18 protein-coding genes and 2 pseudogenes are annotated in these 21,181 nt (G+C 55.5%); 14 read left to right on the forward strand and 6 right to left on the reverse strand.

Annotated features, from left to right (window positions below):
- The first annotated feature begins 43 nt into the window (after positions 1-43).
- Positions 44-484, forward strand: coding sequence for a ribonuclease H (locus ORD17_RS09815; RefSeq protein ID WP_308388309.1), 441 nt, complete (start codon positions 44-46; stop codon positions 482-484).
- 70 nt (positions 485-554) lie between these two features.
- Positions 555-1,544 (forward strand): hypothetical protein, encoded by a 990-nt coding sequence (locus tag ORD17_RS09820; protein WP_308388311.1) that lies wholly within the window; start codon positions 555-557, stop codon positions 1,542-1,544.
- A gap of 290 nt (positions 1,545-1,834) precedes the next feature.
- Here ORD17_RS09820 and ORD17_RS09825 read toward each other — a convergent pair.
- Positions 1,835-1,933, reverse strand: a pseudogene (locus tag ORD17_RS09825) (IS5/IS1182 family transposase); the annotation flags it as partial.
- Positions 1,934-2,684: 751 nt separating this feature from the next.
- Between ORD17_RS09825 and ORD17_RS09830 the strand changes: the two are divergent.
- From ORD17_RS09830 to ORD17_RS09875, 11 genes and pseudogenes are all read left to right on the forward strand, one after another.
- A complete protein-coding gene (locus ORD17_RS09830) occupies positions 2,685-3,296 on the forward strand; it encodes a ferritin-like domain-containing protein (protein ID WP_308388312.1) in 612 nt (203 codons plus the stop codon).
- A 119-nt stretch (positions 3,297-3,415) separates the two neighbouring features.
- Complete coding sequence (locus ORD17_RS09835) at positions 3,416-3,610, forward strand: DUF2892 domain-containing protein (RefSeq protein WP_308388314.1); 195 nt, start codon at positions 3,416-3,418, stop codon at positions 3,608-3,610.
- Positions 3,610-4,224, forward strand: coding sequence for a cytochrome b/b6 domain-containing protein (locus ORD17_RS13495; protein WP_374693370.1), 615 nt, complete (start codon positions 3,610-3,612; stop codon positions 4,222-4,224). Before ORD17_RS09835 ends, ORD17_RS13495 begins: the two co-directional genes overlap by 1 nt.
- Positions 4,221-4,640, forward strand: coding sequence for a hypothetical protein (locus ORD17_RS09840; protein WP_308388316.1), 420 nt, complete (start codon positions 4,221-4,223; stop codon positions 4,638-4,640). Before ORD17_RS13495 ends, ORD17_RS09840 begins: the two co-directional genes overlap by 4 nt.
- Positions 4,641-5,576 (forward strand): alpha/beta hydrolase, encoded by a 936-nt coding sequence (locus tag ORD17_RS09845; protein ID WP_308388318.1) that lies wholly within the window; start codon positions 4,641-4,643, stop codon positions 5,574-5,576.
- A 248-nt stretch (positions 5,577-5,824) separates the two neighbouring features.
- Complete coding sequence (gene dinB / locus ORD17_RS09850) at positions 5,825-6,472, forward strand: DNA polymerase IV (protein ID WP_308388320.1); 648 nt, start codon at positions 5,825-5,827, stop codon at positions 6,470-6,472.
- On the forward strand, positions 6,436-6,945 hold the full coding sequence (locus tag ORD17_RS09855; protein WP_374693371.1) for a hypothetical protein: 510 nt from the start codon (positions 6,436-6,438) through the stop codon (positions 6,943-6,945). The genes dinB and ORD17_RS09855 overlap by 37 nt, the downstream gene beginning before the upstream one ends.
- Before the next feature lie 161 nt (positions 6,946-7,106).
- Positions 7,107-7,982 carry a site-specific integrase gene (locus tag ORD17_RS09860; protein WP_308388324.1) on the forward strand — a complete coding sequence of 292 codons (876 nt, stop codon included), beginning with the start codon at positions 7,107-7,109 and terminating at the stop codon, positions 7,980-7,982.
- A 9-nt stretch (positions 7,983-7,991) separates the two neighbouring features.
- Positions 7,992-9,185, forward strand: coding sequence for an IS91 family transposase (locus ORD17_RS09865; RefSeq protein ID WP_308388325.1), 1,194 nt, complete (start codon positions 7,992-7,994; stop codon positions 9,183-9,185).
- Between the two features lie 426 nt (positions 9,186-9,611).
- Positions 9,612-13,235 (forward strand): hypothetical protein, encoded by a 3,624-nt coding sequence (locus ORD17_RS09870; RefSeq protein ID WP_308388327.1) that lies wholly within the window; start codon positions 9,612-9,614, stop codon positions 13,233-13,235.
- A 687-nt stretch (positions 13,236-13,922) separates the two neighbouring features.
- Positions 13,923-14,795, forward strand: a pseudogene (locus tag ORD17_RS09875) (ISL3 family transposase); the annotation flags it as partial.
- 706 nt (positions 14,796-15,501) lie between these two features.
- On the opposite strand, the gene merA reads toward ORD17_RS09875, so the two are convergent.
- Entirely contained in the window at positions 15,502-17,145 is a 1,644-nt protein-coding gene (gene merA, locus ORD17_RS09880; RefSeq protein WP_308388329.1) for a mercury(II) reductase, read from the reverse strand.
- Between the two features lie 25 nt (positions 17,146-17,170).
- Positions 17,171-17,605, reverse strand: a complete 435-nt coding sequence (gene merC, locus ORD17_RS09885; protein WP_308390089.1) for an organomercurial transporter MerC — start codon at positions 17,603-17,605, stop codon at positions 17,171-17,173.
- Positions 17,606-17,695: 90 nt separating this feature from the next.
- On the opposite strand from merC, the gene merR reads away from it, so the two are divergent.
- Positions 17,696-18,103, forward strand: a complete 408-nt coding sequence (merR, locus tag ORD17_RS09890; protein ID WP_308388331.1) for an Hg(II)-responsive transcriptional regulator — start codon at positions 17,696-17,698, stop codon at positions 18,101-18,103.
- Positions 18,104-18,234: 131 nt separating this feature from the next.
- Here merR and ORD17_RS09895 read toward each other — a convergent pair whose 3' ends face one another.
- The 3 genes from ORD17_RS09895 to ORD17_RS09905 form a co-directional block, all read right to left on the reverse strand.
- Entirely contained in the window at positions 18,235-19,083 is an 849-nt protein-coding gene (locus ORD17_RS09895; RefSeq protein WP_308388333.1) for a hypothetical protein, read from the reverse strand.
- Between the two features lie 12 nt (positions 19,084-19,095).
- Positions 19,096-20,040, reverse strand: a complete 945-nt coding sequence (locus ORD17_RS09900; protein ID WP_308388335.1) for a lambda-exonuclease family protein — start codon at positions 20,038-20,040, stop codon at positions 19,096-19,098.
- Positions 20,041-20,135: 95 nt separating this feature from the next.
- Positions 20,136-21,095 carry a DUF932 domain-containing protein gene (locus ORD17_RS09905; protein WP_308388336.1) on the reverse strand — a complete coding sequence of 320 codons (960 nt, stop codon included), beginning with the start codon at positions 21,093-21,095 and terminating at the stop codon, positions 20,136-20,138.
- Positions 21,096-21,181: the final 86 nt, after the last annotated feature.

The raw sequence follows: 21,181 nt of genomic DNA on the forward strand, positions 1-21,181 counted from the left end.
CTGAGAGCCGGATAACGCTTTACCAGAATAGGAGAAAGCCCTCGTGAGCGTGTGGAAGATCTGGTGTGATGGTTCCTGTGGGCCGACGAACCCCGGTCCTTGTGCCTGGGGTGCGGTGATCGAATCGCCGTCTGGGGAGCGCAGTGAGCATTTTGGCTTTATCCTGAAGCGCGGAACCAACAACATTGCGGAACTGACCGCCGCCATCGAAGCCTTGCGCCGGGTTCCTGAGGGTGCTGAGGTGATCCTGTGCTCGGATAGCCAGTACACCTTGAAGGGTCTGGGCGAATGGCTCCCTGGCTGGATCAAAAAAGGCTGGAAAACAGCCTCAGGATCACCCGTGCTGAACCAGGAACTCTGGCAACAACTGCATCACGAGTACCTAGCCCGCAAGGTCACGTTGGAATGGGTGCGTGGACACAATGGCCATCCAGAAAATGAGCTTGCTGACCAGCTCGCCAACATCGGACTCACCCTGGGATGAAAAACGGGTATCGCTTTCTGCGTCCAGTCACTGTCCATGGCAATATACCTGGGACGAGCTGGGGTTGGTCATGAAAAAACGCAGTTCCTACATCGAAGCACTACTGGGGGAGCTGATGCCGTTGGCACATATCGTGTCAGACACACTCCAACCAGGCCCAGAAATGTCTCGATTACTGGACTTGCTGTATGGGGTACTTGACGATCAAGACAGTCACGCCCTTCTCGCGATATTTGAAACCCTCCGAGCCGACGGCCTGACAGCGGTTTGGGAATATCTCTGGGATCGCGCATTGGATATGGCCTGCATAAAAGGCTATGAGGATGGCTCCCAAAGCATTTTGATTGCTGTCCCTTTCCTTGCTCCCTGGACAGGAGAATGCCGAGGTGCAGATCGCAAGGCACTGACGCAGGTACTGAAAAAACACGAGGTCATCCCCAAACGCGGGAAGATTCATTGGGTGCAGAAGCCACAGTCCATTTATGCGCTGCGAGACACTAGTCCTTCGCTGTTGTGGATGCTGAATACCCCATACGCCACGGACCCCTATACTTGGAACTACGGTCATACGACGGCGCCAACCATGTATCTGCTGGTGGGGAGATTGGAATATTCAGCGCAATACCGACCTTTCTGGCCGGATCCGGATGTCCTGATTCAAGCGCAAGCCGAGGCTCTGGGTTGGCCACCGGAAGCGCTAGATGCCTGCGCACCCCTGCGATGGTTCCTAGAACGGGAAACAGATGAGCCCGACGCAGCCGAAGGCCGCATGATGGGGATGATCCTTGCCGCTGTTTCCGCAGCGAAGAATTGGATCGAGGAGGCAAAGGTAAACGCTAAGGACTGCCAGATCCTTGTGAAGGATGGGGCGGATGCTACCCTCCATGTCTTCATCCAGCCCAATGGACGAGGCAAGCATTTACTCTGTGGCCTAGACTACGAGGCTGCTCAAGTGTCGCGGGATCAAATTTTGGAAAAGTTTAGAGAGGTTTTCGAACAGGTTGGGTTTGCTGTGGTCATAGATAGACCTCCGGGTGAGGCTAGGGCCACATTGCATTGATCGAATCCCGTGGGAGAATGGGTGGTATGCAGCGAAAGCAGTCGTTCGCGAGATCCACATTATCGACTAAGGAGTACTCTATTTCTCAAGATTATTCCGCACAGAATACCATTTCCGAAAAGCCACCAGACTCCAGATATGTTAATCAGCGTGCAAAAGTGAACATCTGATCTAGCCCCAAAAGTGCGTCTTGCCCCCAATATTGGCGCAAGCACCCTGCTGTCAGGCCCTTTACCGTTCGAATTACCCCACTTTTCTGGAGAATTCTCGGATTTTTGGCACACCACTTCCTACGCCGTCAGCAGAGATCTCCGCAGCATGTACAAGTTGGCAAAGGCAAAGAGTGTGGTGAGCTGAGCCCCGTTCTTGGCCAATCCCCGATAGCGCGTGCGCTGATTTTTTGAGATTCTGGATCAAAGGCAGCGCCTTCTTCGGCTAGATCAGATCTTCCTTAGCTCATCGGCTGCCCCCGAAATCGGCTTTTCACTAAGGTCCGCTGCCACGTCTCTGAAGGTCTCCTCCCTGTATTGCGTCAAGGCGGCACTGATCTCGAGGCGTATGTGTTTCCGAGTCCGCCAACCCAACTGACACGGCAGACTGGCTATACCGTGGCGACCAATTTACGAGGGACGCAAGGTGTGCATCCATGGCTCGCCATTCTGCGTAATATAGACGTGGGAAGTATAGTGAAGTTTGGCAACAGCGCGGGAGATGCAATTATGGATAGACCGTTGAATCGTCGGGAATGGCCAAAAACCAGTGGAAAGGCTGCGCTGGCTTTAACTGTCGCACCTTTGATCTTTGCGCCTTTGGCTGAGGCAGGCACGCTCGCCAGCAAGGCTTCTGAAGCTATCAGGACCATCCATCCAGTGGCGATATGTGCAGCAACTGCGCGAACTTCGTCCCGGGATCGAGTTCAGCCGCGATGGGGACGTGCAAACTGGTAGAAGGCTCCATCAGCCCACACGGCTACTGTTTCGATTACGTCCCCCGTTAATACCTGAGAAGATGCGAGGTGGAAGACCGATGTTATCCAATTTAAGTGATGCTGGAAAAGTCTGTTGTATAAGAGGATGCTGAAAAAGTTTGTCTTAGGTTGAGTCCTATCAGGTTTCAGGAACCACAAGGAGTGTAATGCACATGTCTACATCGAATACTTCTCGTCGTGATTTTTTCAAAAAGAGTGCCCTTTTTACTGCTGGCATTGCTGCGGCCTCGACGGTGACGGCGCCAGGACTGGCGGAAGCTGCCGCCTGGGGCGGGGACAAGGACTGGAAGCACGACGCGGCCCTGCTCAACGTCGCGTTGAACCTCGAGCACCAAGCCATTGCCGCCTATCAGGTTGGAGCGGAGAGCAAATTGCTCACGCCAGCTATTCTCAAGGTCGCCTTGGCGTTCCAGAAGGACCATGAGGCGCACGCTGCGGTGCTCGTGGAAACCATCAAGAAGATTGGTGGCAAGCCCGTGGCACCACGGGCGCCGCTCACGGCGCCGATGGCGGATCTGGCCAAGGCCTGGAATTTCCCGGTAGGCAAACTCAAAGACCAGGCCGATGTGCTGCACTTTGCGGCGGGTCTGGAAATCGGGGCGGCCAAAGCCTATCTCGGCACGGTACCGGAGTTTGGGGATCGCGCCTTGGCGAAAGCCGCCGCCAACATTGAAGGGGACGAAACCATGCACTATGCCATTCTTCGGAATGCGCTAGGTGAGTTTCCGGTTCCCGCGGCCTTTGTGTCGGCCATGCCAGACTGACCTATCGCGAGGACGGGAACCTCTGCGGGGCCATCTTTGTGTCAAGGTGGCCCTTTTGATTCATCGGTAGACGGTCGTCGTCGCTCTGGAAGCGGCAGCGGAATAGGGAGGGGATGGTCATGCAAAAGAATGCAGGGATGGTAGATCGTGCTATTCGTGTCCTGGTGGGCATGGCTCTGTTGGCTTTAGTGTTTGTTGGGCCCCACACCCCTTGGGGGTTGATTGGGATCTTGCCACTCGTCACTGGACTGGTTGGGTATTGTCCGGCGTACAGTTTGTTTGGGCTGCGAACCTGCTCTAAGAGCAAATTGTAATGGGGAGTGATCTTCAAAGTGATATCTTAGGGCGTCCTGGCGCCCAGCCAGAAGAAGAACCCGTCTGGCCTGGGGCCGCAAGATGGATCCACCTAGGATTACTCCTGAGTGTTACCTTTCAAATGGTCACGGGTCTTGCCGGGTGGCTACTCGGAGTGTTTCCTTTCGCCTGGCATGTTCGCGTGGGGTTATTCCTGGTCACAATCCTGGGGTTGCAATGGGGTTGGTTATGGATAACCCTGCAGGGGCGACGAACCCTGGGTTACCTTTTTCCTTGGACTCCGCGTGGCTTTTCAGCCCTTGCCAAAGATGTGGTTGGCTTATCTCGTGGTGTGCTTGCGCCTCCCGGACCGAGGCCGGGTTTACCCGGATTTATGCACGGGATTTTTCTTTTGTCCGTTACGCTCGTTGCTTTGTCTGGCCTAACCCTTCTGGGAGAATTTCGAGGGTGGTGGAGTGGAGTTCCAATGGGAACCCTGCTGACGACTTTGCGAATGGGTGCCCTCGCAGTTGCCATACAATGGCTCGGGCATGTAGGAATGGTCATCCTCCACGCTATCAAGGGAGATTCCATTTGGGGGATATTTAGCAGGAGAGGCAGGACATCATCATGACCAGCGCAAGTCGCCGGGAGATTTTCAAGCGTAGCGTGCTGGTGTTTGTATTCTTCTGGTTCTTCTTCGGAAGTTTGGCGCATTTCCTTTTCACCCGAGCAGAAGCCGGAATCGTCCCCACGTATATACCGTTTCACCGATTGGACGTATACGTGAGTGGTGTGTTGGAAATGTTGGGCGCCATTGGCGTGCTTTTCAAGAGGGCTAGATCGTGGGCCGGGATTGGGCTTTTTCTGCTTACCATCGCCGTTACCCCAGCCAATATACACATGGCCATGCACTGGAGAAGTTATCCTGAGGTAAGCCCGTGGATATTGAATGCCAGATTGGTTTTCCAAGTTATTTTCTTGGCAGGTATTTGGTGGTCTACAGGAGCTTCGAAATATTACGCACCATTTTACAAAGGGAAACACTAATTGGTAACGAAACGCATCACTTGTCCTCCGAGAAAATTCCGTATTTTCACACACTATTACCGATTCCTTATTGCTGGTCTTTCTGGGATCATGTCCGGATGCTCTCCCATCCACATCATCAACAATCTTACACCAACAAGCACTTATAAGATTGATCGCGGAATCCGCTATCAAAACCAGCCCAGAGGCCATCTCGATGTCTATGTCCCTGTACCTGGAGATGGCTATCCCAGGCCATCCAAAGGCTACCCAGTGGTAATCTTCATCTATGGTGGAGCTTGGGACAGTGGTGACAGACAAGAGTATAAATTCGTGGGTGAAGCCTTGGCAGCACGAGGGATGGTCGTAGTGATCCCCAACTATCGGCTATATCCGGAGGTACGGTACCCTGCGTTCTTGCGCGATAATGCGCGCGCTGTTGCCTGGACGTACCATCACATAGCCGCGCACGAGGGCAATCCCAAAGATCTCTTCATCATGGGTCACAGCGCAGGGGCATACAATGCAGCCATGTTAGTATTAGATCCTCGCTGGCTGCATGCAGTTGGGTTGCAGCCGAATATCTTCAGTGGTTGGATCGGCCTGGCTGGACCATACAACTTCTATCCAATCACCTATAAACCCGTCCGCCCAATCTTTTTCTATCCGAACTATCCTGCTATGAGCATGCCCATAGACTTCGCAAATGATCCAGATGCACCAAGAACCTTTTTGGGAGCGGCGGCACACGATAATCTCGTAAATCCGAAAACAAACACAAATGTTTTAGCAAAAGATCTCAAAAAAGCTGGCGTGCCAGTGGAACTGAAAATTTACCGTGGAGTAAATCATGAAACATTGATTGGCGCATTCGCCAAGCCGCTACGCTGGATGGCTCCAGTGCTTGATGATGTAGTAGCTTTTATCAAAGTTGGTCACGATCTCCATCAAAAATAGCAATGTCAAATCTCGTGGCTTGGCGAGGCAGTAAATCCTAACAAAAATAATTCTGACCTCCTATACTAAACGTCCGCTTTCAGTCTCTTCCCGCCCATGGCGCAGCGCCTTGGCTGAATTTACCGCTTTCCATTGAAGGACGGCAAGCATAATCGTCCTATGCCCGTCAGCCCCAGATCCTTGGTCTATAGCCGCCCTCGTTACACGCCATCTGATAGACTCTCCAGATCAGACGAGGAGGTTATCGATTGCCCAGCCCACCAGAGCGCAGCCTCGCTCTCAGCAAAATCATTCACGTGGATATGGACGCGTTCTTTGCGGCTGTGGAGCAACGCGATCGGCCAGAGCTCCATGGTCGGCCGGTGATTGTCGGTGGCGACCCCAATGGCCGGGGAGTCGTTGCCACCTGCAGCTACGAAACCCGACGTTTTGGGATCCACTCGGCCATGTCGGCGGCACGGGCTCGCTCACTCTGCCCGCAGGCCATCTTTGTCCGTCCCCGCATGGAAGCCTATCGAGAGGCCTCCCGTCAGGTTATGGCTATCCTACGCAGTTACACATCACTCGTGGAGCCACTGTCGCTGGATGAGGCCTTTCTGGACGTCACTGCTGCCACCGCCGATGGTGTCCTGGCGGTCGAAATCGCCCGCGAGATTCTGGACAACATTCATCGGGAAACGGGGCTGACCGCTTCGGCAGGGGTCTCCTACAATAAGTTGCTCGCCAAGCTCACCTCCGACTGGCGCAAACCCCATGGGCTTTTCGTTATCCCGCCCGAATGTGGCCTCGACTTCCTGGCGCCGCTGCCCGTTGGCAAACTGCATGGTGTGGGTCCGGCCACTGTAAAAAACTATCCGCCATGGGTATCGACACCGTCTCGGATTTGCGGGCGATAACGCAGGAGCGGTTAATGAGCTGTTTCGGTAAGGCTGGAGCTTGGTTTTACGAAGTGGCGCGGGGGATCGATAGGCGGCCCGTGCAGCCGACCCGCCAACGGAAATCGGTGGGTACGGAGCGGACCTTCTCGGAAAATCTGGAGGATCGAAGGACCATGCTGGCCACGTTACAGGAGATGGCCGGGCAGGTTGCGGGCCGTCTCCAGGCACTCGCCTTGGCGGGCTACACGGTGAACATCAAGGCACGCTTTCCCGATTTTGCCACGGTCACCCGAGCGCACACGGCGACCGAAACCATCGGGAATACGGAAACCATCGTGGCATTGCTGCCAGAATTACTGGCTCGGGCAGTTCCCCAGGGGGCGTCCGTGCGTCTGCTCGGAATCACAGTGAGTGGCCTCGTCCAAATCCAGGCGGCACGCCGCGGCGCCCGCCAGCTGAACTTGCTGAACAGAATCCCCGATCTGCGGTAAGAACATGGCAAGAAAATGGGCGATGATGCAGCGTTGGACTAAACCGCTGGCGCGGTAGGGTGGCTTCGTTCTGATTTTGTGGGCCATTGTGACAACGTGCCTTCCATTTCCTATGTTGAAAGCTCGGGCAATTCGCCTACTTTCAGGATAGGAGCAGCGTCATGATCCCTTCGACCCAAGGCATTACTCCCCTACGTCAACGCATGATCGATGATATGCGGATGCGCAAACTAGCCCCCAAGACACAAATCGCCTACATCCGAGCCGTGCGGAAGTTTACAGACTATCTGGGGCGATCACCGGACACGGCGGCAGCGGAAGACCTCCGTTCTTTCCAGTTATCCCTCGCCAATCACGGCGTTTCGTCGATTACCATCAACGCTACCATCACCGGGCTGAAGTTTTTCTTTGAAGTCACGCTTGACCGTGCTGACTGTATGTCAAAGATGCAATCCGTGCCAGTCCCGCGCAGGCTTCCTGTAGTATTGAGTCGTGCGGAAGTAGCTCGACTGATCACCGCAGCCCCAAATCTCAAGTACGAAACCGTATTCTCGGTCGCCTATGGAGCAGGACTGCGCTCTCATGAGGTAATTTCCCTCAAGGTCGGAGATGTCGATAGCCAACGCATGGTTTTGCGGGTCGAGCAGGGCAAAGGGCTACAGGATCGCTACGCCATGCTGTCGCCGGTGCTGCTGGAGCAGCTGCGCGCCTGGTGGTGGGCAGCCCACGCACAAGGGAAGATGCTCCGTGAAGGTTGGCTATTCCCAGGACGCGACCCAACGCACCCACTCAGCCCTCGGCAAATCAACCGTGCCATACACGGTGCTGCAACTGCGGCAAAGATTAACAAACGAGTTTCAATGCATACGCTGCGCCATAGTTTCGCCACCCACCTGTTAGAGCAGAGAGTGGATATCCGGATCATTCAGGTCCTACTTGGTCACCAGCGCCTGGAAACGACGGCACTCTATGCTCATGTGGCCACAGGAATTCTACGCGAAGTGGTCAGTCCACTCGAGGGTCTGCACTCCAGATAGGCCCGCCCCGTGGAACCGCCTGCCATAGAGGTCGCGGATATTTTTCGCGCCCATGGGCCAACTTGGCGACACGCTCAGCACACGCACTTGAGCCTGGCGCAGCTCAAGGTCATGTCCGCCATCGAGCAATGCCGCAGCTCAGCGCTGGGTGGACATGTGCTGCGCTGCACGGAGTGTGCGCATACGGATATTTCTTATAACTCCTGCCGCAACCGGCATTGCCCGAAGTGCCAGGCCAGCGCGGCTCGACGCTGGCTGGAAGCCCGGCAAATCGATCTGCTACCGGTAGAATATTATCATGTGGTCTTCACTTTGCCGGCGCCCATCAGCGCGATCGCTTATTCCAACAAGGCGGTGATTTATCGCCTGCTGTTTACCGTCGCTGCCGAAACACTGGAAACCATTGCGGCCGATCCCCAGCATCTGGGTGCCCGCATCGGGGCCACCTTGGTCCTCCATACTTGGGGGTCGGCGCTGACGCACCACCCTCATGTTCATGGCATCGTCCCCGGTGGCGGCTTATCTCTTGATGGCACCCGTTGGGTCGCCTGCAAGCCGGGGTTCTTCCTACCAGTGCGGGTGCTCTCGCGTCTGTTTCGACGGCGATTTCTCGAAGAACTCCTTCAGGCGCACCACGCCGGCCAGCTGCAGTTTTTCGGGGAGTATGCTGCGCTGATCGATTCCGCCGCCTTTGCCGACTGGCTCACGCCGTTACGGAACTGCGAATGGGTGGTTTACGCCAAGCGGCCCTTTGCCGGGCCTGCAGCGGTTCTGGCCTATCTATCCCGTTATACGCATCGGGTGGCGATTTCCAACCGGCGCCTAGTGGCCTTCGACGCACATGGGGTCACGTTCCGTTGGAAAGATTATCGGGCAAAAGGCCGCACTCGTCATAAAATCATGACCCTCAGTACGGACGAATTCATGCGTCGATTTCTGATGCATGTATTACCCAGTGGGTTCCATCGCATTCGCCACTATGGGCTGTTGGCCAACGCCAGGCGCAAGAAAAACCTAGTGTTGGTTCGTCACCTTCTGCACGCGACACCCGATACATCGCCAGAAAACGAGGATACGTCCGCAGGAACAGCCACACAGCCCACCTTCGTCTGCCCGGATTGCGGGGCCGCGATGATCATCGTCGAGACTCTGGTGCGTGCATCCTCCATCCGTGCACCACCCCGGCATGGGGGTGCGCAATGATTGCCAGCGCACACCGATACCTATCCCACTGTCCATCGGCGATATATTGGCCAGAGCCAATAAGAGAGCCTTGGGCCTCGTCCAGAAAACAGCACAATTTTCGCCTGTTGAATCGTAGTGTACCGGCAGAAATCGAACCTATCCGACCACAAGTTGCCTACTCAAGAGAACAAATCCGCCAACAGCTGTGCCAAGCTGGCCTTTCGTGCCAGGATAGGACGCTCCAAATCCCCATAGCCTGTAGCCTCATCTGAACGTCACGTTTCCCCCCGCGGTTTCCTCCTTCGTGGCTTGTCCGACGCCTGCCCGATAAGTCCCGCAGCACCAGTCGCCGCGTGGGCAGGCATCAGACAACCCTTAGCGAAAGCTGCCATTCAACTTCAAGCTGCGGACGAGTAGTATAGGTCATGAAGCTGCAGTGCGAGGATGGAACTGCGGCAACCTGCTTACCATTGGACTATGATCAGATTCCCGAGCTTCAAGCATGTGCCGAGCGAGACGCGGCGGATCCTGCGGGATCGATTCGATAGCAAACTCCGTGTTGTTCGACAGGACCAGGTTCTTAACCCAGATCAGAAGGTGACACCAGATCAACTCACGCTGAGGATGCTGGTAAACTTGAAAGTCTTTTCAAATGCGGAGTGGTCTCAAGCTGAAATTGCCTATGTCCAGGCCAGACCAACAGGTAACGAGCCTCCAGACCTGCAGACACTCGCCAATTTGGGGTGGCTACGCCGGGTTTGGGGCCGAGCTAGAATCAATCTGGATCTTCGCGTATCCGCATTACGTACTTCAACCGGATTGATGGATGCCTTCAAGACCGTCCTTTCCGGAATTGACGAGCAGCGGTATGAATCCATTGTTGAAGTTCGGACGGATCCTGAACTGGCAGAACTTGTTGACGCCATTCAGAAAGGATGCAGCAACCCATCCCAAATCGTTAGCCGAACACCCGGATGGATCGCTGCAAGGCTATGGGAACAGATCTTGCCGCAAGAGAGCTCTCCTGAGAGTGCGCTTCGTCGATGGGTGGATTTAACAAGCCTGCTTCAACATCCATTGATTGTTCCCGAGAAAGCCTGGAGTACATCAGACGCGAATACGTTTCGAGAGACCGCAATCAGAGTAATTGCGAAGGAGCGCTGCCTCGGCGGATGGAATGAAACTCGGGATCTATACGCCCGTCAGGCTACGCTGAAGCACCATTTATCGCGAGAGGTCGCCGACTCGCGGTTTCCGCCGCCCCCAGATACGCTGGTTGATCGGGCGCTTTGGGCGGGATCTCATCCGATAGAGGCCAGCACGTATGGTTCACTGGAAGCCTGCGGGGAGCTATTCCGCTTATTGGGGCTTCTTCTTGCCGACGCCGATGCAGTGGAGAACTCTGCGGCACCCCATCCAGTAGTGGCCCAACTTATCGATTTAGCGATTGACCGTGCCGAGCTTTTCATTGCTCTATTATTTCAGATCCGGGCACGGCCAAGATTGCTAGCGGACCTCGTCATACATCCACGGACCGCAGGGCTCGCGTGCCTCCTAATCGCGCAATGGAGTTCGCCGGCAGGTGCGTGGGATCGGGGTCTCGTCGAACATGACTTTCATATTGGCCAAGTCAAGGCATTTGCTGATGCAGTGGCAATGCTCGGAGAGCACTTACGTGCCGGACGGACTGATGCCAGCGAAGCGGCAGCATTGCTCAACTGGCTACATGATCGAACTGGCTCCGGCTTCATTGACGATGCCGACGAGGGAGATTCACTGATTGAAGCTCTTCGTCGGGAACTGACAAGTTGCTCCGACTCGATTCTGCTCGCGATGGTTCAGTCGCTTGATGGGCCCAATTTGCGTCTAGGTGTCGGAGCATCTGAGTTTGCTACGGTTCTCGATCTCTTAGACCTCGGCAGCATTGCGGACGAGGTGGACGCTGACACCATCGTGACCGCCTATGCCCAATCCATATCGACTGGCGACTACTCACTATCGTCCCATCGAATTGGAGTCGCAGGTGCAGCTGCGCTGGCTCGAATAGCAGGACGAAACCAAATGTTGCGCAATCGGTTCCTTCATCCCTTGGACGTTCGGGCGCAGCTAGGACTGGCGACTCCTCAAGACAACGAGATCACCCTAGTAGAGACCATAGGGCGGTCGCTGCGAACACATATCCGGATTCTCTGTCGCGCCATTATCGGTGGGGAGCCAAACGTGCCCCGCGACCTGTTTGATGCTCTAGTCGACACTGTCCGGACTGGGGCGTTGCAGCACAAGGAAAAAGGGCGCGTCGCAGCGTTCGCACCGCGATTTGAGAAGCGTAGTTGGGGACCGGCCTCCGACCGCCCCTTAGCTGAGGACTTGGCGGCCGTGCTAACCTTTGTTGATTTCTCACACCAAAAGGCTCTCCTGGCAGCGATTCTTGAAACTGATGAGCCACTCATTCTCGCGCAACTGCTGTCGAGAAGTCCGCCCAATCTCCGCACCAACATCGACCGACGCCTCACTACGCTTGCGCCGAACGACGCCGGAACAATCCACACTCTTCCGGAAATGCAGGCTCGTATCGACGCGTTACTGACCGCTGGTGCCGCCGACGCCGCCGCAAGCTATATGACTGCCGAGGAAGGGCTTAAGACGTTGGGGAAAACTTCCGGACGTGAACTCACTCGGTTTCAGAACCAACTTCGACTTGATTTCCTTCGGGAAGACTGGGCGGCGATCGCTGCCAAGGCAGAGCCAGATTTTGCTAGTCCACAAGAAAAATCAGCGGCGGTTGAATTATTGCGCCAATTTCGTGCACTCACGGCTATTCAAGGACCGAACCAAAATACAAAATTGGCAAAGGCTGAGTTCCTATATCTCTTTGCTATAAGACCATCGTTTGGTTCCGCTGCCAATTGGTTCGCGGCTGAAGTTGCCGAACTGCTCCAGCCAAATAGCTTTTTAGTCCTGAAAGGAAATCAAGTTCACCGGGGACGGAGGGCGATTGCTGAATTTGAACGAATGAAAGCGCAGTTTCCATCAGCTGCAGTTGATGAAGGTGTGGAGTGCAATCGGGCGTTGTTGTTGCTTGCCATAGGTGAGCCTGGCCAAGCCCTTGCCACACTATCTGCTGTGACCTTCTTTCGCCTGCAGGATACCGCCGCAGCTTATCGTGCTATAGCGCTCGCTAGGCTTGGCAGGCAACCAGAAGCGACTGCGACGCTGGATGCCGCTGAGCATACTATTGGTAATACTGCGGTTCTAGCCGCCGCGCGAAGCAACATTGCTAGCGGTGCTCCCTTCCTTTCGGCGCCAGATGTCTCAAGCTATGAAGATTTGACTGATAACGTCGCGTCGGCAATGGCCCGATTCTGGACGATGAATCCCGCCGACCAAGCCCGAGTACTTCGGCGCGAGGCGAATCCATTCGAAGCGCTGCTTATCCACTATGTCCGAGCCGCTGCCGACGCCGCCGTATCTCTCGTCCCTATGATGGAAAATATTCGGATGGATGCCTGTGAAGATGATCTGAATGCTCTCATACAGTACTTGCTAGCGGCACATATTCAATTTCTGGGGTGGTCGGTCAGCGACCAGTCTAAAGGCGGTTATAGCGCCAAGGGGAACCCAGGCGAAAGAGATCTCATCATCAAATGGGGAAGCTCGGTTTTGGCTCTGATTGAAGCGATGATCTGTGATAGACCACTTACCCAGGATGCGATGAAAGCAAATTTAGAAAGTCATTTCCAGAAGTTGCTTGGATATGGTAACTCGAGGATCTTCTTTCATCTTACCTACGCTTATATCGAAGACAAGGTCGAGCTTAATCGATTCCTAGAGGCGATGTCAGAGACTGCAAGTCCGCCTGGTTTCAGTTTTCTCGGCAAGGATCTGATTCCTCATGAGGACTCTCGACCGCCAGGATTTGCTGCGCGATACTTGGCAGATTTCGGTGAAATAAAGGTCATCTTTCTTATATTAGATCTAGGTCAACAACGACAACGTCAGGCTGCGAAAACTGCCGGAGAGACTAGAGCACGAAGAGCACGGAAAAGTTCTCTGCCGAATGCGCCATAAAATGCTCTTTATGGAAAGTTGTCCTTTAGATACGAATTTTTGTATACCATTAACGAACACGGCCGACTTTATCCTGGAATCTAGAGATGCCATATATGATGCCACATCGTCATGCAGCAGCCTTAGCTCAGTCGAATATACTCTGTGCGCACATCAGCTATTTGATAACCGGAAGCCGCTAAAGGTAACAGAATGTTCCATTTGCTCGTTTCATACCAAGGCTGGCCGGAAAACGCAGGGGTTATACCTACTGGAAGGATATACATCGAATCAAATCCGACGTTTCGCGAATTTCGAGATGAGAATGGTGTTCTTAATATTGATGCTATTATGAGACTACCGGCATTACTGATGACGGAAATTGGAGGTTCTGGTTCTAGCGCCGCAAAGGTTGTACAAATTACCTCGGTATCTCAAGGCCCCAGAGATACGGCTTTACGTTACACTACCGACAGCAGTCTTCGTCCAATCTCGAATACTGATTTCGCGACACTATCAAGGAAATACGGGCTGTCCAGATATGCGTTAAACCATTCTCACTGGGAAATAGTGGATTTTGATTTATATCGTCTCCTGCTACTGAGCCTTCAAAGCAAACAACTTTCACCGACAGTGGGCTCCTCGACACATTGAGTGGGTAAGGCGGTATGATTGCTTTATGGGAAGGGCAGCGAGCTGAGGATAAGGATGGACCAAGGTAATCAACTGTTCACTCTGGCGTTGGGGTTGGTTCCGCCGTGGATGGTGGACGATGTGCGGTTCACGGTGGAGGAAAAGCGCCTGGACCTGCATGTGAACTTTCCCAAGGGCAGTCGTTTCCCGTGCCCTGTCTGTGGCCAGGATTGGCCGGTCTATGACACCCAAGAGAAGGTCTGGCGCCACCTCGACTTCTTCCAGCATGCGGCTTATCTCCATGCCCGCGTACCACGGGTCCAGTGCCCGGAACACGGCGTGCATTTGGTATTCGTCCCTTGGGCGCGGGAAGGCTCGGGATTCACGCTACTCTTCGAGGCTTTAGTCATGGCCATGGTCCGGGAGATGCCGGTGTTGACGGTCTCCCGCCTAGTGCGGGAGACGGACCAGCGACTCTGGCGGGTGCTCGATCATTACGTCGCCAAGGCCCGCGAGGCCGTGGACATGTCAGAGGTCCATTCCGTCGGTGTCGATGAGACGAGCAGCCGGCGCGGCCATGATTACATCACCTTGTTTGCGGACCTCGTGGCGAAGCGCCTGCTGTTTGCCACACCCGGCAAAGATGCCGAGACCTTTGAGCAGTTCGCCGAAGATCTGCAGGCCCATGGCTGCAGCGCCGAGGCCATTACGGAGGTCAGCATGGACCTCTCGCCAGCCTTCCAAAAAGGGGCCGCAGAACACCTGCCCAACGCCCAGGTCACCTTCGATCGCTTTCACCTCATGAAGCTCGTCAATGAGGCCGTAGATGCCGTACGCAAGGGGGAAGCCCTCTCCCAACCAGACCTGAAAAAGAGCCGATGGCTTTGGCTCAAGAACCCGGGAAATCTCTCCGCCAAGCAAAGCGCCAGGCTCCAGGAGATCCTCAAGCATCCGCCAAAACGACCGCGGCAGCTGGGAGTGTAGGCGCGTGCAGTGCCGCATGGTGGCCGTCGAGTCAATGGGAGACGAGTGCGCCGTCTGCGCCCCAACGAGGGCGTGACGGTGCGCCGGTGACCAGGACGTCCAGGGCCCATTTGTCCAATCGCCAGCGCAAGGCCGTTCGCGCATGGACGCGCGAAAAGGCATGCTGAGCACGGCGATTCTCCTTTTTGCCGCAACACGCCTATTTAACGAGCTGATTTCTAGGCAAGACTTTAGCTGGCGTTAGGAAACCAGAGATTTTCAATAGTCAAGTATTACTGGGAGTGTAGCGCCAAATTCGTACCCTTCGGGCAGTGCTGACGCAGCACGCCCATTGGCAATTAGGTAAGGGGACCTCGAAAAACCCGTTTCGCCAAAATTCTGATACTGTTGAATCAATGGCCTGCGCTGTTGTCCGCGCAGAAATATGAGGTTATTCGAGGTACCCATAGCCTCGAGTGAAATCCGCTGACTGGGGTCTTCCGGGTGCTCCATACGCAATCTCCCGACAATCTGCTCCGGTGACCAAGCGTGCTAGACAATTTGGCGCTATACAAGCTCCGCCAGGCCACTGCCGACGAGTAGCGTGCGCGGACCATGGCGGCGATGTGAGAGCGCCCACGCCCCGTACTCTACCGCTTGTGGCATATGTTCCCAATGACCGCTTTCAGTCTCAACCGGCGCAACACGATAGCCGGGAAACATCTTTGCTGAAGGTTTGCGCCGCAAGCTTGAGTCCCTCTACCATCGTCAGATAGGGGAACAACTGGTCAGCGAGCTCTTGAACGGTCATGCGGTTGCGGATTGCAAATGCTGCAGCCTGGATCAGCTCCCCCGCCTCTGCCGCTACCGCCTGAACCCCAATTAGTCGACCGGACTTGGCATCCGCCACCAGCTTGATGAATCCTCGCGTGTCGAAGTTGACCAGCGCTCGCGGGACATTCTCCAGCGATAAGAGACGACTATCTACCGTCATTCCTTGCTCCTTTGCCTGCTGCTCTGTCAGCCCTACCGTGGCCACCTGCGGGTCGGTAAAGACCACCGCTGGCATGGCGACAAGGTCAATACGTGCCTCACCATCCGTCATGTTGGTAGCGGCTCGGGTTCCGCTGGCTGCCGCCACGTAGACAAACTGTGGGGTGTTGGTACAGTCCCCGGCGGCATAGATGTTTTCGGCACTGGTTTGCAAGCGGTCATTCACGAGGATGGCACCATGTGGGTCGATCTGTACGCCGGCAAGCTCCAGATTCAGTGTCTTGGTATTCGCGCTGCGTCCCGTGGCTATCAGCAGCTTGTCTGCGCGTAATTCACCCGTGGGCAGCTGCAGCACAAACTCGTCATCATCGTGCCGGATCTCATTTGCCTGGGTTTGCTCCAGAACGGTGATTCCTTCTTCTCGAAAAATTGTGCTGAGAAGTTCGCCGACGGCGGGATCTTCTTGGGAAAGGAGACGGCTGCGAGCAAGAATCGTGACTTGACTGCCGAAGCGCGCAAAGGCTTGGGCCAACTCGACTGCGACAATGGATGCACCGATGACGACCAGTCGATTGGGGATGGCGTCAGATTCCAGGGCCTCGGTGGATGTCCAATAGGGAGTGTCGACCAGTCCCGGAATGGGTGGAATGGAAGGGCTTGCACCCGTGGCAATCAGGCAACGATCAAAAGGAATCTTGCTATTACCACCATCATTGAGTTCCACGTTCAAGGTCTGTGCATCCAGAAAACTCGCGATGCCACGCACTACCCTGATCTCCTCTACATCTTTCAAGATGGATTCGTACTTGGCATGGCGCAATTCCTCGACTCTGGCCTGTTGCTGAGTCAGGAGTTTGTCGCGCCGGATAGCGGGAGAAGCCACAGTGATCCCGCTGTCAAAGGGGCTTTGGCTACGCAGATGTGCGACGTAGGCTTGGCGGATCAGGATCTTGGAGGGCACGCAGCCAACGTTCACGCAAGTCCCTCCGATGGTGCCGCGCTCGATCAGGGTGACCTGCGCCCCGCGTTCCACGGCTCTGAGTGCGCAGGCCATGGCAGCGCCGCCGCTTCCAATCACTGCGATGTGCACTTTTTGCGCATCGCCGGAGATGACGCGACTTGCATCGCGCGGGTGCGCGCCATAGCCGCTCTCGATCACAGCTCCAGTCAACTGCTGTACGTGCACCTCGCCCTCCAGCTCGACCCAGGCTGTGGCGTCCGGATAGGAGACCAGCGCCTTGTGCACACCGGGCACGCTTTCAAGGGCTTTGCGCACATGCGCGGCGCAGCTGTCGCAAGTCATGCCGGTGATGGCAAGCATAATGGTTTTGTTTTCGGTCATACGATTCTCCAAGGTGCTGGTAGATTCAGTCCTGCTGGGCAGGGGTTTCACAGTTAGCAGTCGCACAGCGACGATTGCTGGGATTGAACATGTCCCAGAGTGCCGCCGAAACCATGACAATCAGCCCAACGTAGAAAATACCTCGAGATATTTCGCGCGGAAGAAAATGTTGCGTCATGCCGAACACCCCAAGAAGTACCAGAATGGGCCCGATGGAACCCAGCATGGCGCGCTGCCACTGATGGTGCGAGAACCAACCGGCGAGGTTTGCGAGCAGCACCAACCCAGCAAAAAGTGGAATCAACCAATGCATGAATACGCCCTCCCATTGACTGAGAAAACCCAGCCCGATCGCGGCGCCAAGACTAGCTGCCGCGGGAAAACACATGGCACAGCTAAAACTGCCGAGGACGGCACCAAGGACTCCGGCTTTATCGATGATGCGGGTAATGAATGACATGGAAATCTCCTCGAGGTTGTTCATAGCAAGTGCAAAACCAGTTCTGATGGACTATTCTTACAACCGTACCTGGGTACGGAGTCAACAACCGTGAAATCTCAAGAATCGGTACTCACGATTGGCCGCCTCGCGCAAGATGCGGGTGTCAACGTCGAAACGATCCGTTTCTATCAACGCAAGGGTTTACTACGCGAGCCCCCTCGTCCCCCTGGAGGGATTCGTCATTACACGGCAGAGGATGGAGCGCGGCTGAAATTTATCAAAACTGCGCAACGTCTGGGATTTAGTTTGGAAGAAATCCATCACTTACTTTTACTGGATGAGGGCATGCGCTGCAGCAAGGCGGCACAGATCGCTGAAGATCATTTGACAGAAGTTCGCGCGCGTCTGCAGGATCTGCAGAGAATCGAAAACATCTTGGCAAATCTACTCGAGCAATGCAGTCGAGGGGATAAGGATGTGGCATGCCCTCTCATTGCGGCATTGCAAGCGGACTGAACTTAATCCCCAACAACAAGAGAATTTTTCATCTAGCGAATGACCGCTTTCAGTCTAAACACGACACGCCTTGAAAAAAAGAAGCACGCCCCAGTTGGCGTGCTTCTTTGGTCTCTTGTGAGGAAAGCACCTTACGCCGCTGTCTGTGGGCGGGCTCGGCCAACAAATTGCTCCGGGGTGCACTCTGCGCCAAAGAACTCCTCCAGCACGGCTTCCCGTTCCTCTTCGGTCTCTTCCAGGAGCCCATTGCTGAACCCAAGTCTGGCTGCGGCTTCCAAGGCATGATCGGCCTCTTTCTGTTCCTGTCCTTGGCTGGTAGCTTGCCGCAGAGCTTCTGCCGTGTCCACTCCCTCCCGTAGGGTAAGATCCACGTAGTAGATGGGCGCCCTGTGGCTCTGGGTGGTGCTTTTGGCCCGCAGTTTCAGGGACAGCGGCAGATACTTTGCAGACCCATGACTCAGGGCATTCCAGTAGCTGAGCCGTGCCGCTAGTGTTCGTATGCTGTTGAAGCCGGTGGTGCGGAAGATAAAGGACGCCAAGGGATCCTCTTGCCCCTCGACCTGCACGTTGAGCCGCCCATAGGGTTTACACCGTGCTTCTTGGCCAAAGGCGCAGAGACCGGGACCCGGACAGGGCACCGTTTGGGTACCCTCCGCGGTCATTCGTCTTGCGGATTCCCCATTACCCACACAAAGCGGCCTGCCTGTGGCCTTGTCGAAGGCGCTGTAATCGGCCCGTAGGTTCAGTTCGGGATCATTGAATAGCAGGGTTACGGGAATAGAGCGCAGCCTCTGATTCCCTTGGCTCTGTTGGAGTTGCAGATGTAGAGGATGGATCATCCATTCTCCCTGCTGCTGCACCTGGGTGGTGATGGTAAAGGCGTCGTCCTTTTCGGGCAGACGCTTGCCGTTTTTCTCTACGACTTTGCCAATGGCAATCCGCCCCAATACGGGCGGGGTGATGGCGAGTCCTTTAATCATGATGATATCTCCTTACTCTGCTTGTACGGTGAACCGGCGGCTGCCGGGTTTGCTGATCCAATACGGCGCCAGCCAATCGGGGTGTTCCTCGATGAGCCGCTTGCCGTCCAGCACCCGGCTGTCTTTACTGCTTTTCCACAGCACCTTCCCCTGTAAGAAGAGAGCGCCTTCGGCATCGCCCAACGCCTCCTTCATGCGTTGCTCCAACATGGCCTCTTGCTGCTCGATGCCCTTTCTCTGATGACGCACCTGCACCAGCTCACGGAAAAGCTCTCCCATGGCCCGATGCTCGGTGTAGTCGATGAGGGTGGCCGTGGAGCGGGGATACAGATCCTGTAACGCCTGCCGACAGGAATCCGAGCCATCGGCAGGGGGTGGGGTGTCGGTCTCGACGTAGCGCCAAAAAGCCTGTTCCACTTCCATAAGCTGCTGGAGTTCTCTTGCTTCTGGTTCCAGGTGATAGATCCGAAGCTCCTGACCGCCAATGAGGACGGCAACTTCTGCCCACGATTTGCCGGTGACGAGAAGCTGATGCAGGACTTGGATGCGGTAGTGGGTCGGAATGCCTTCTTCCCAGATTCCCTGACTGCGCAGGCCCGAGGTCTTGATTTCGAGGATACCGCCACCCTCGATCGCTCTATCCAGATTGGCGAGAAGAAAGGGATGCTCCGGATGTAGGAGTATGGCCTGCACCCGCCGTACCTTCTTGCCGGTCTTCTTTGCGTAGGCTTGGGCGATGAGAGGCTCCAGGACCGTTCCCCAATACACCGCTTCCTTGTCACTTAGATCCACGGGCTCTTTTCGACCGGTCTTTTCCAGCCACAACGACAAGGGCGCACGATAGGGAGACAGCCCCACCGCTGCGGCAGCGTCACTGGAGCCAATGCCCCGGTTGCGCCACTGGAGCCACTCTTCCCGAGACAGACTGCGGGTCGATACCAAACGTAAGGCACTCATGATGTCCTCCAAAACCAAAAGCCCCCACGGACAGGACCGTAGGGGCGGATGAGACAGGATACTGTACAGATATACAGTTCTAAGGGCACAGCAACTCAGGCCACCAACTTCAGCGCCTCCGTCCAGGCTTTGGCCTTGATGCTGGCACCCTGACCGAACCAGGCAGAGTCGAGACGAGTATCCCGGCTCTTGGCTCGACGGTGATGATCCACGTATTCCGTTACAGCATTGACCAAACCCCAGGCCGTGCCGTCACTGGAAGCCAACTGGCTGCCCTTGCCTTGCCCAGCAAAGAGCTCGATGACGCCCTTCAGCGCCTTTTCGTTGGGCTGGGCCGTGATAGGAGCGTCTTTGTCTCCCAGAACATGAATCACAAACTTGGTGACATCCAGCCGGTTGACCTTTCGATCGGCCAAGGTCTTGGCGGTCTCGGCAAAGCGCCCCCAAGCCGTAGCTCCCACACCCAAAGCGGCTTTCACGGCATCGGGATCGAAGGTGGTGGAATGGGGCACCTTGATGGGCCCCTCTTTGTCTTGCTCCACCGAGAGCTGCAGGGTGTTGTTGCAGACCACCCGAACGGAGGTGAACTGCGCCGTGGTGGCCAAGGTGCCGTCACAGCTGGTGGCCAGCAGCAAATAGCCCTTGACCCGATCCCCGCCCCGCAACAGGAACTCGTCCCCCGTCTTGGCCAGTGCCCAGAGTTTCTTGCCGCCCTTCAAGACGCCTGCGGTTTCCAGAGCAAAACCACCGACCTCCACGAGATCCCGGTAGAACTCCAGAATCTCCCGAGGCTGCACTACCTGATAGCGGTTGGATACCACCGACAAGGGAGCGCCAGTGTCCGACCGATAGAGCACGCGGGCATCGGGATTCACCTGAATCCGACGATCGGTCCCACTCCCAGCCGAATACAGAGCTTCTGTGTTCTCGATGGTCCAGTCCATCCCCGCCGCCTGCAGCCAGACGTCCAAAGGTTGCTTCTCTGGCAACCGGTTCCCCAGGCCATGCCAGGGGGTCTCACGTACAAAGGCCATGGTTTCTACTAGATGTGCCATAAGGGTTCTCCTATGAATCAACAGACAAAGAAAATCCCCGGAGGCACGATGCCACCGGGGATCAAGGGTTGATACAGAAACGCCAA

It is taken from the genome of Acidithiobacillus sp. AMEEHan (assembly GCF_030996345.1).
Classification (GTDB): domain Bacteria; phylum Pseudomonadota; class Gammaproteobacteria; order Acidithiobacillales; family Acidithiobacillaceae; genus Igneacidithiobacillus.

Bases quoted from the DNA above. Each gene is read 5' to 3' on its own strand.
- ORD17_RS09820 (WP_308388311.1), top strand. From the start codon at position 555: ATGAAAAAACGCAGTTCCTACATCGAAGCACTACTGGGGGAGCTGATG.
- ORD17_RS09830 (WP_308388312.1), top strand. From the start codon at position 2,685: ATGTCTACATCGAATACTTCTCGTCGTGATTTTTTCAAAAAGAGTGCC.
- ORD17_RS09835 (WP_308388314.1), top strand. From the start codon at position 3,416: ATGCAAAAGAATGCAGGGATGGTAGATCGTGCTATTCGTGTCCTGGTG.
- ORD17_RS13495 (WP_374693370.1), top strand. From the start codon at position 3,610: ATGGGGAGTGATCTTCAAAGTGATATCTTAGGGCGTCCTGGCGCCCAG.
- ORD17_RS09840 (WP_308388316.1), top strand. From the start codon at position 4,221: ATGACCAGCGCAAGTCGCCGGGAGATTTTCAAGCGTAGCGTGCTGGTG.
- ORD17_RS09855 (WP_374693371.1), top strand. From the start codon at position 6,436: ATGGGTATCGACACCGTCTCGGATTTGCGGGCGATAACGCAGGAGCGG.
- ORD17_RS09860 (WP_308388324.1), top strand. From the start codon at position 7,107: ATGATCCCTTCGACCCAAGGCATTACTCCCCTACGTCAACGCATGATC.
- ORD17_RS09870 (WP_308388327.1), top strand. From the start codon at position 9,612: ATGGAACTGCGGCAACCTGCTTACCATTGGACTATGATCAGATTCCCG.
- merA (WP_308388329.1), bottom strand. From the start codon at position 17,145: ATGACCGAAAACAAAACCATTATGCTTGCCATCACCGGCATGACTTGC.
- merC (WP_308390089.1), bottom strand. From the start codon at position 17,605: ATGTCATTCATTACCCGCATCATCGATAAAGCCGGAGTCCTTGGTGCC.
- ORD17_RS09895 (WP_308388333.1), bottom strand. From the start codon at position 19,083: ATGATTAAAGGACTCGCCATCACCCCGCCCGTATTGGGGCGGATTGCC.
- ORD17_RS09900 (WP_308388335.1), bottom strand. From the start codon at position 20,040: ATGAGTGCCTTACGTTTGGTATCGACCCGCAGTCTGTCTCGGGAAGAG.
- ORD17_RS09905 (WP_308388336.1), bottom strand. From the start codon at position 21,095: ATGGCACATCTAGTAGAAACCATGGCCTTTGTACGTGAGACCCCCTGG.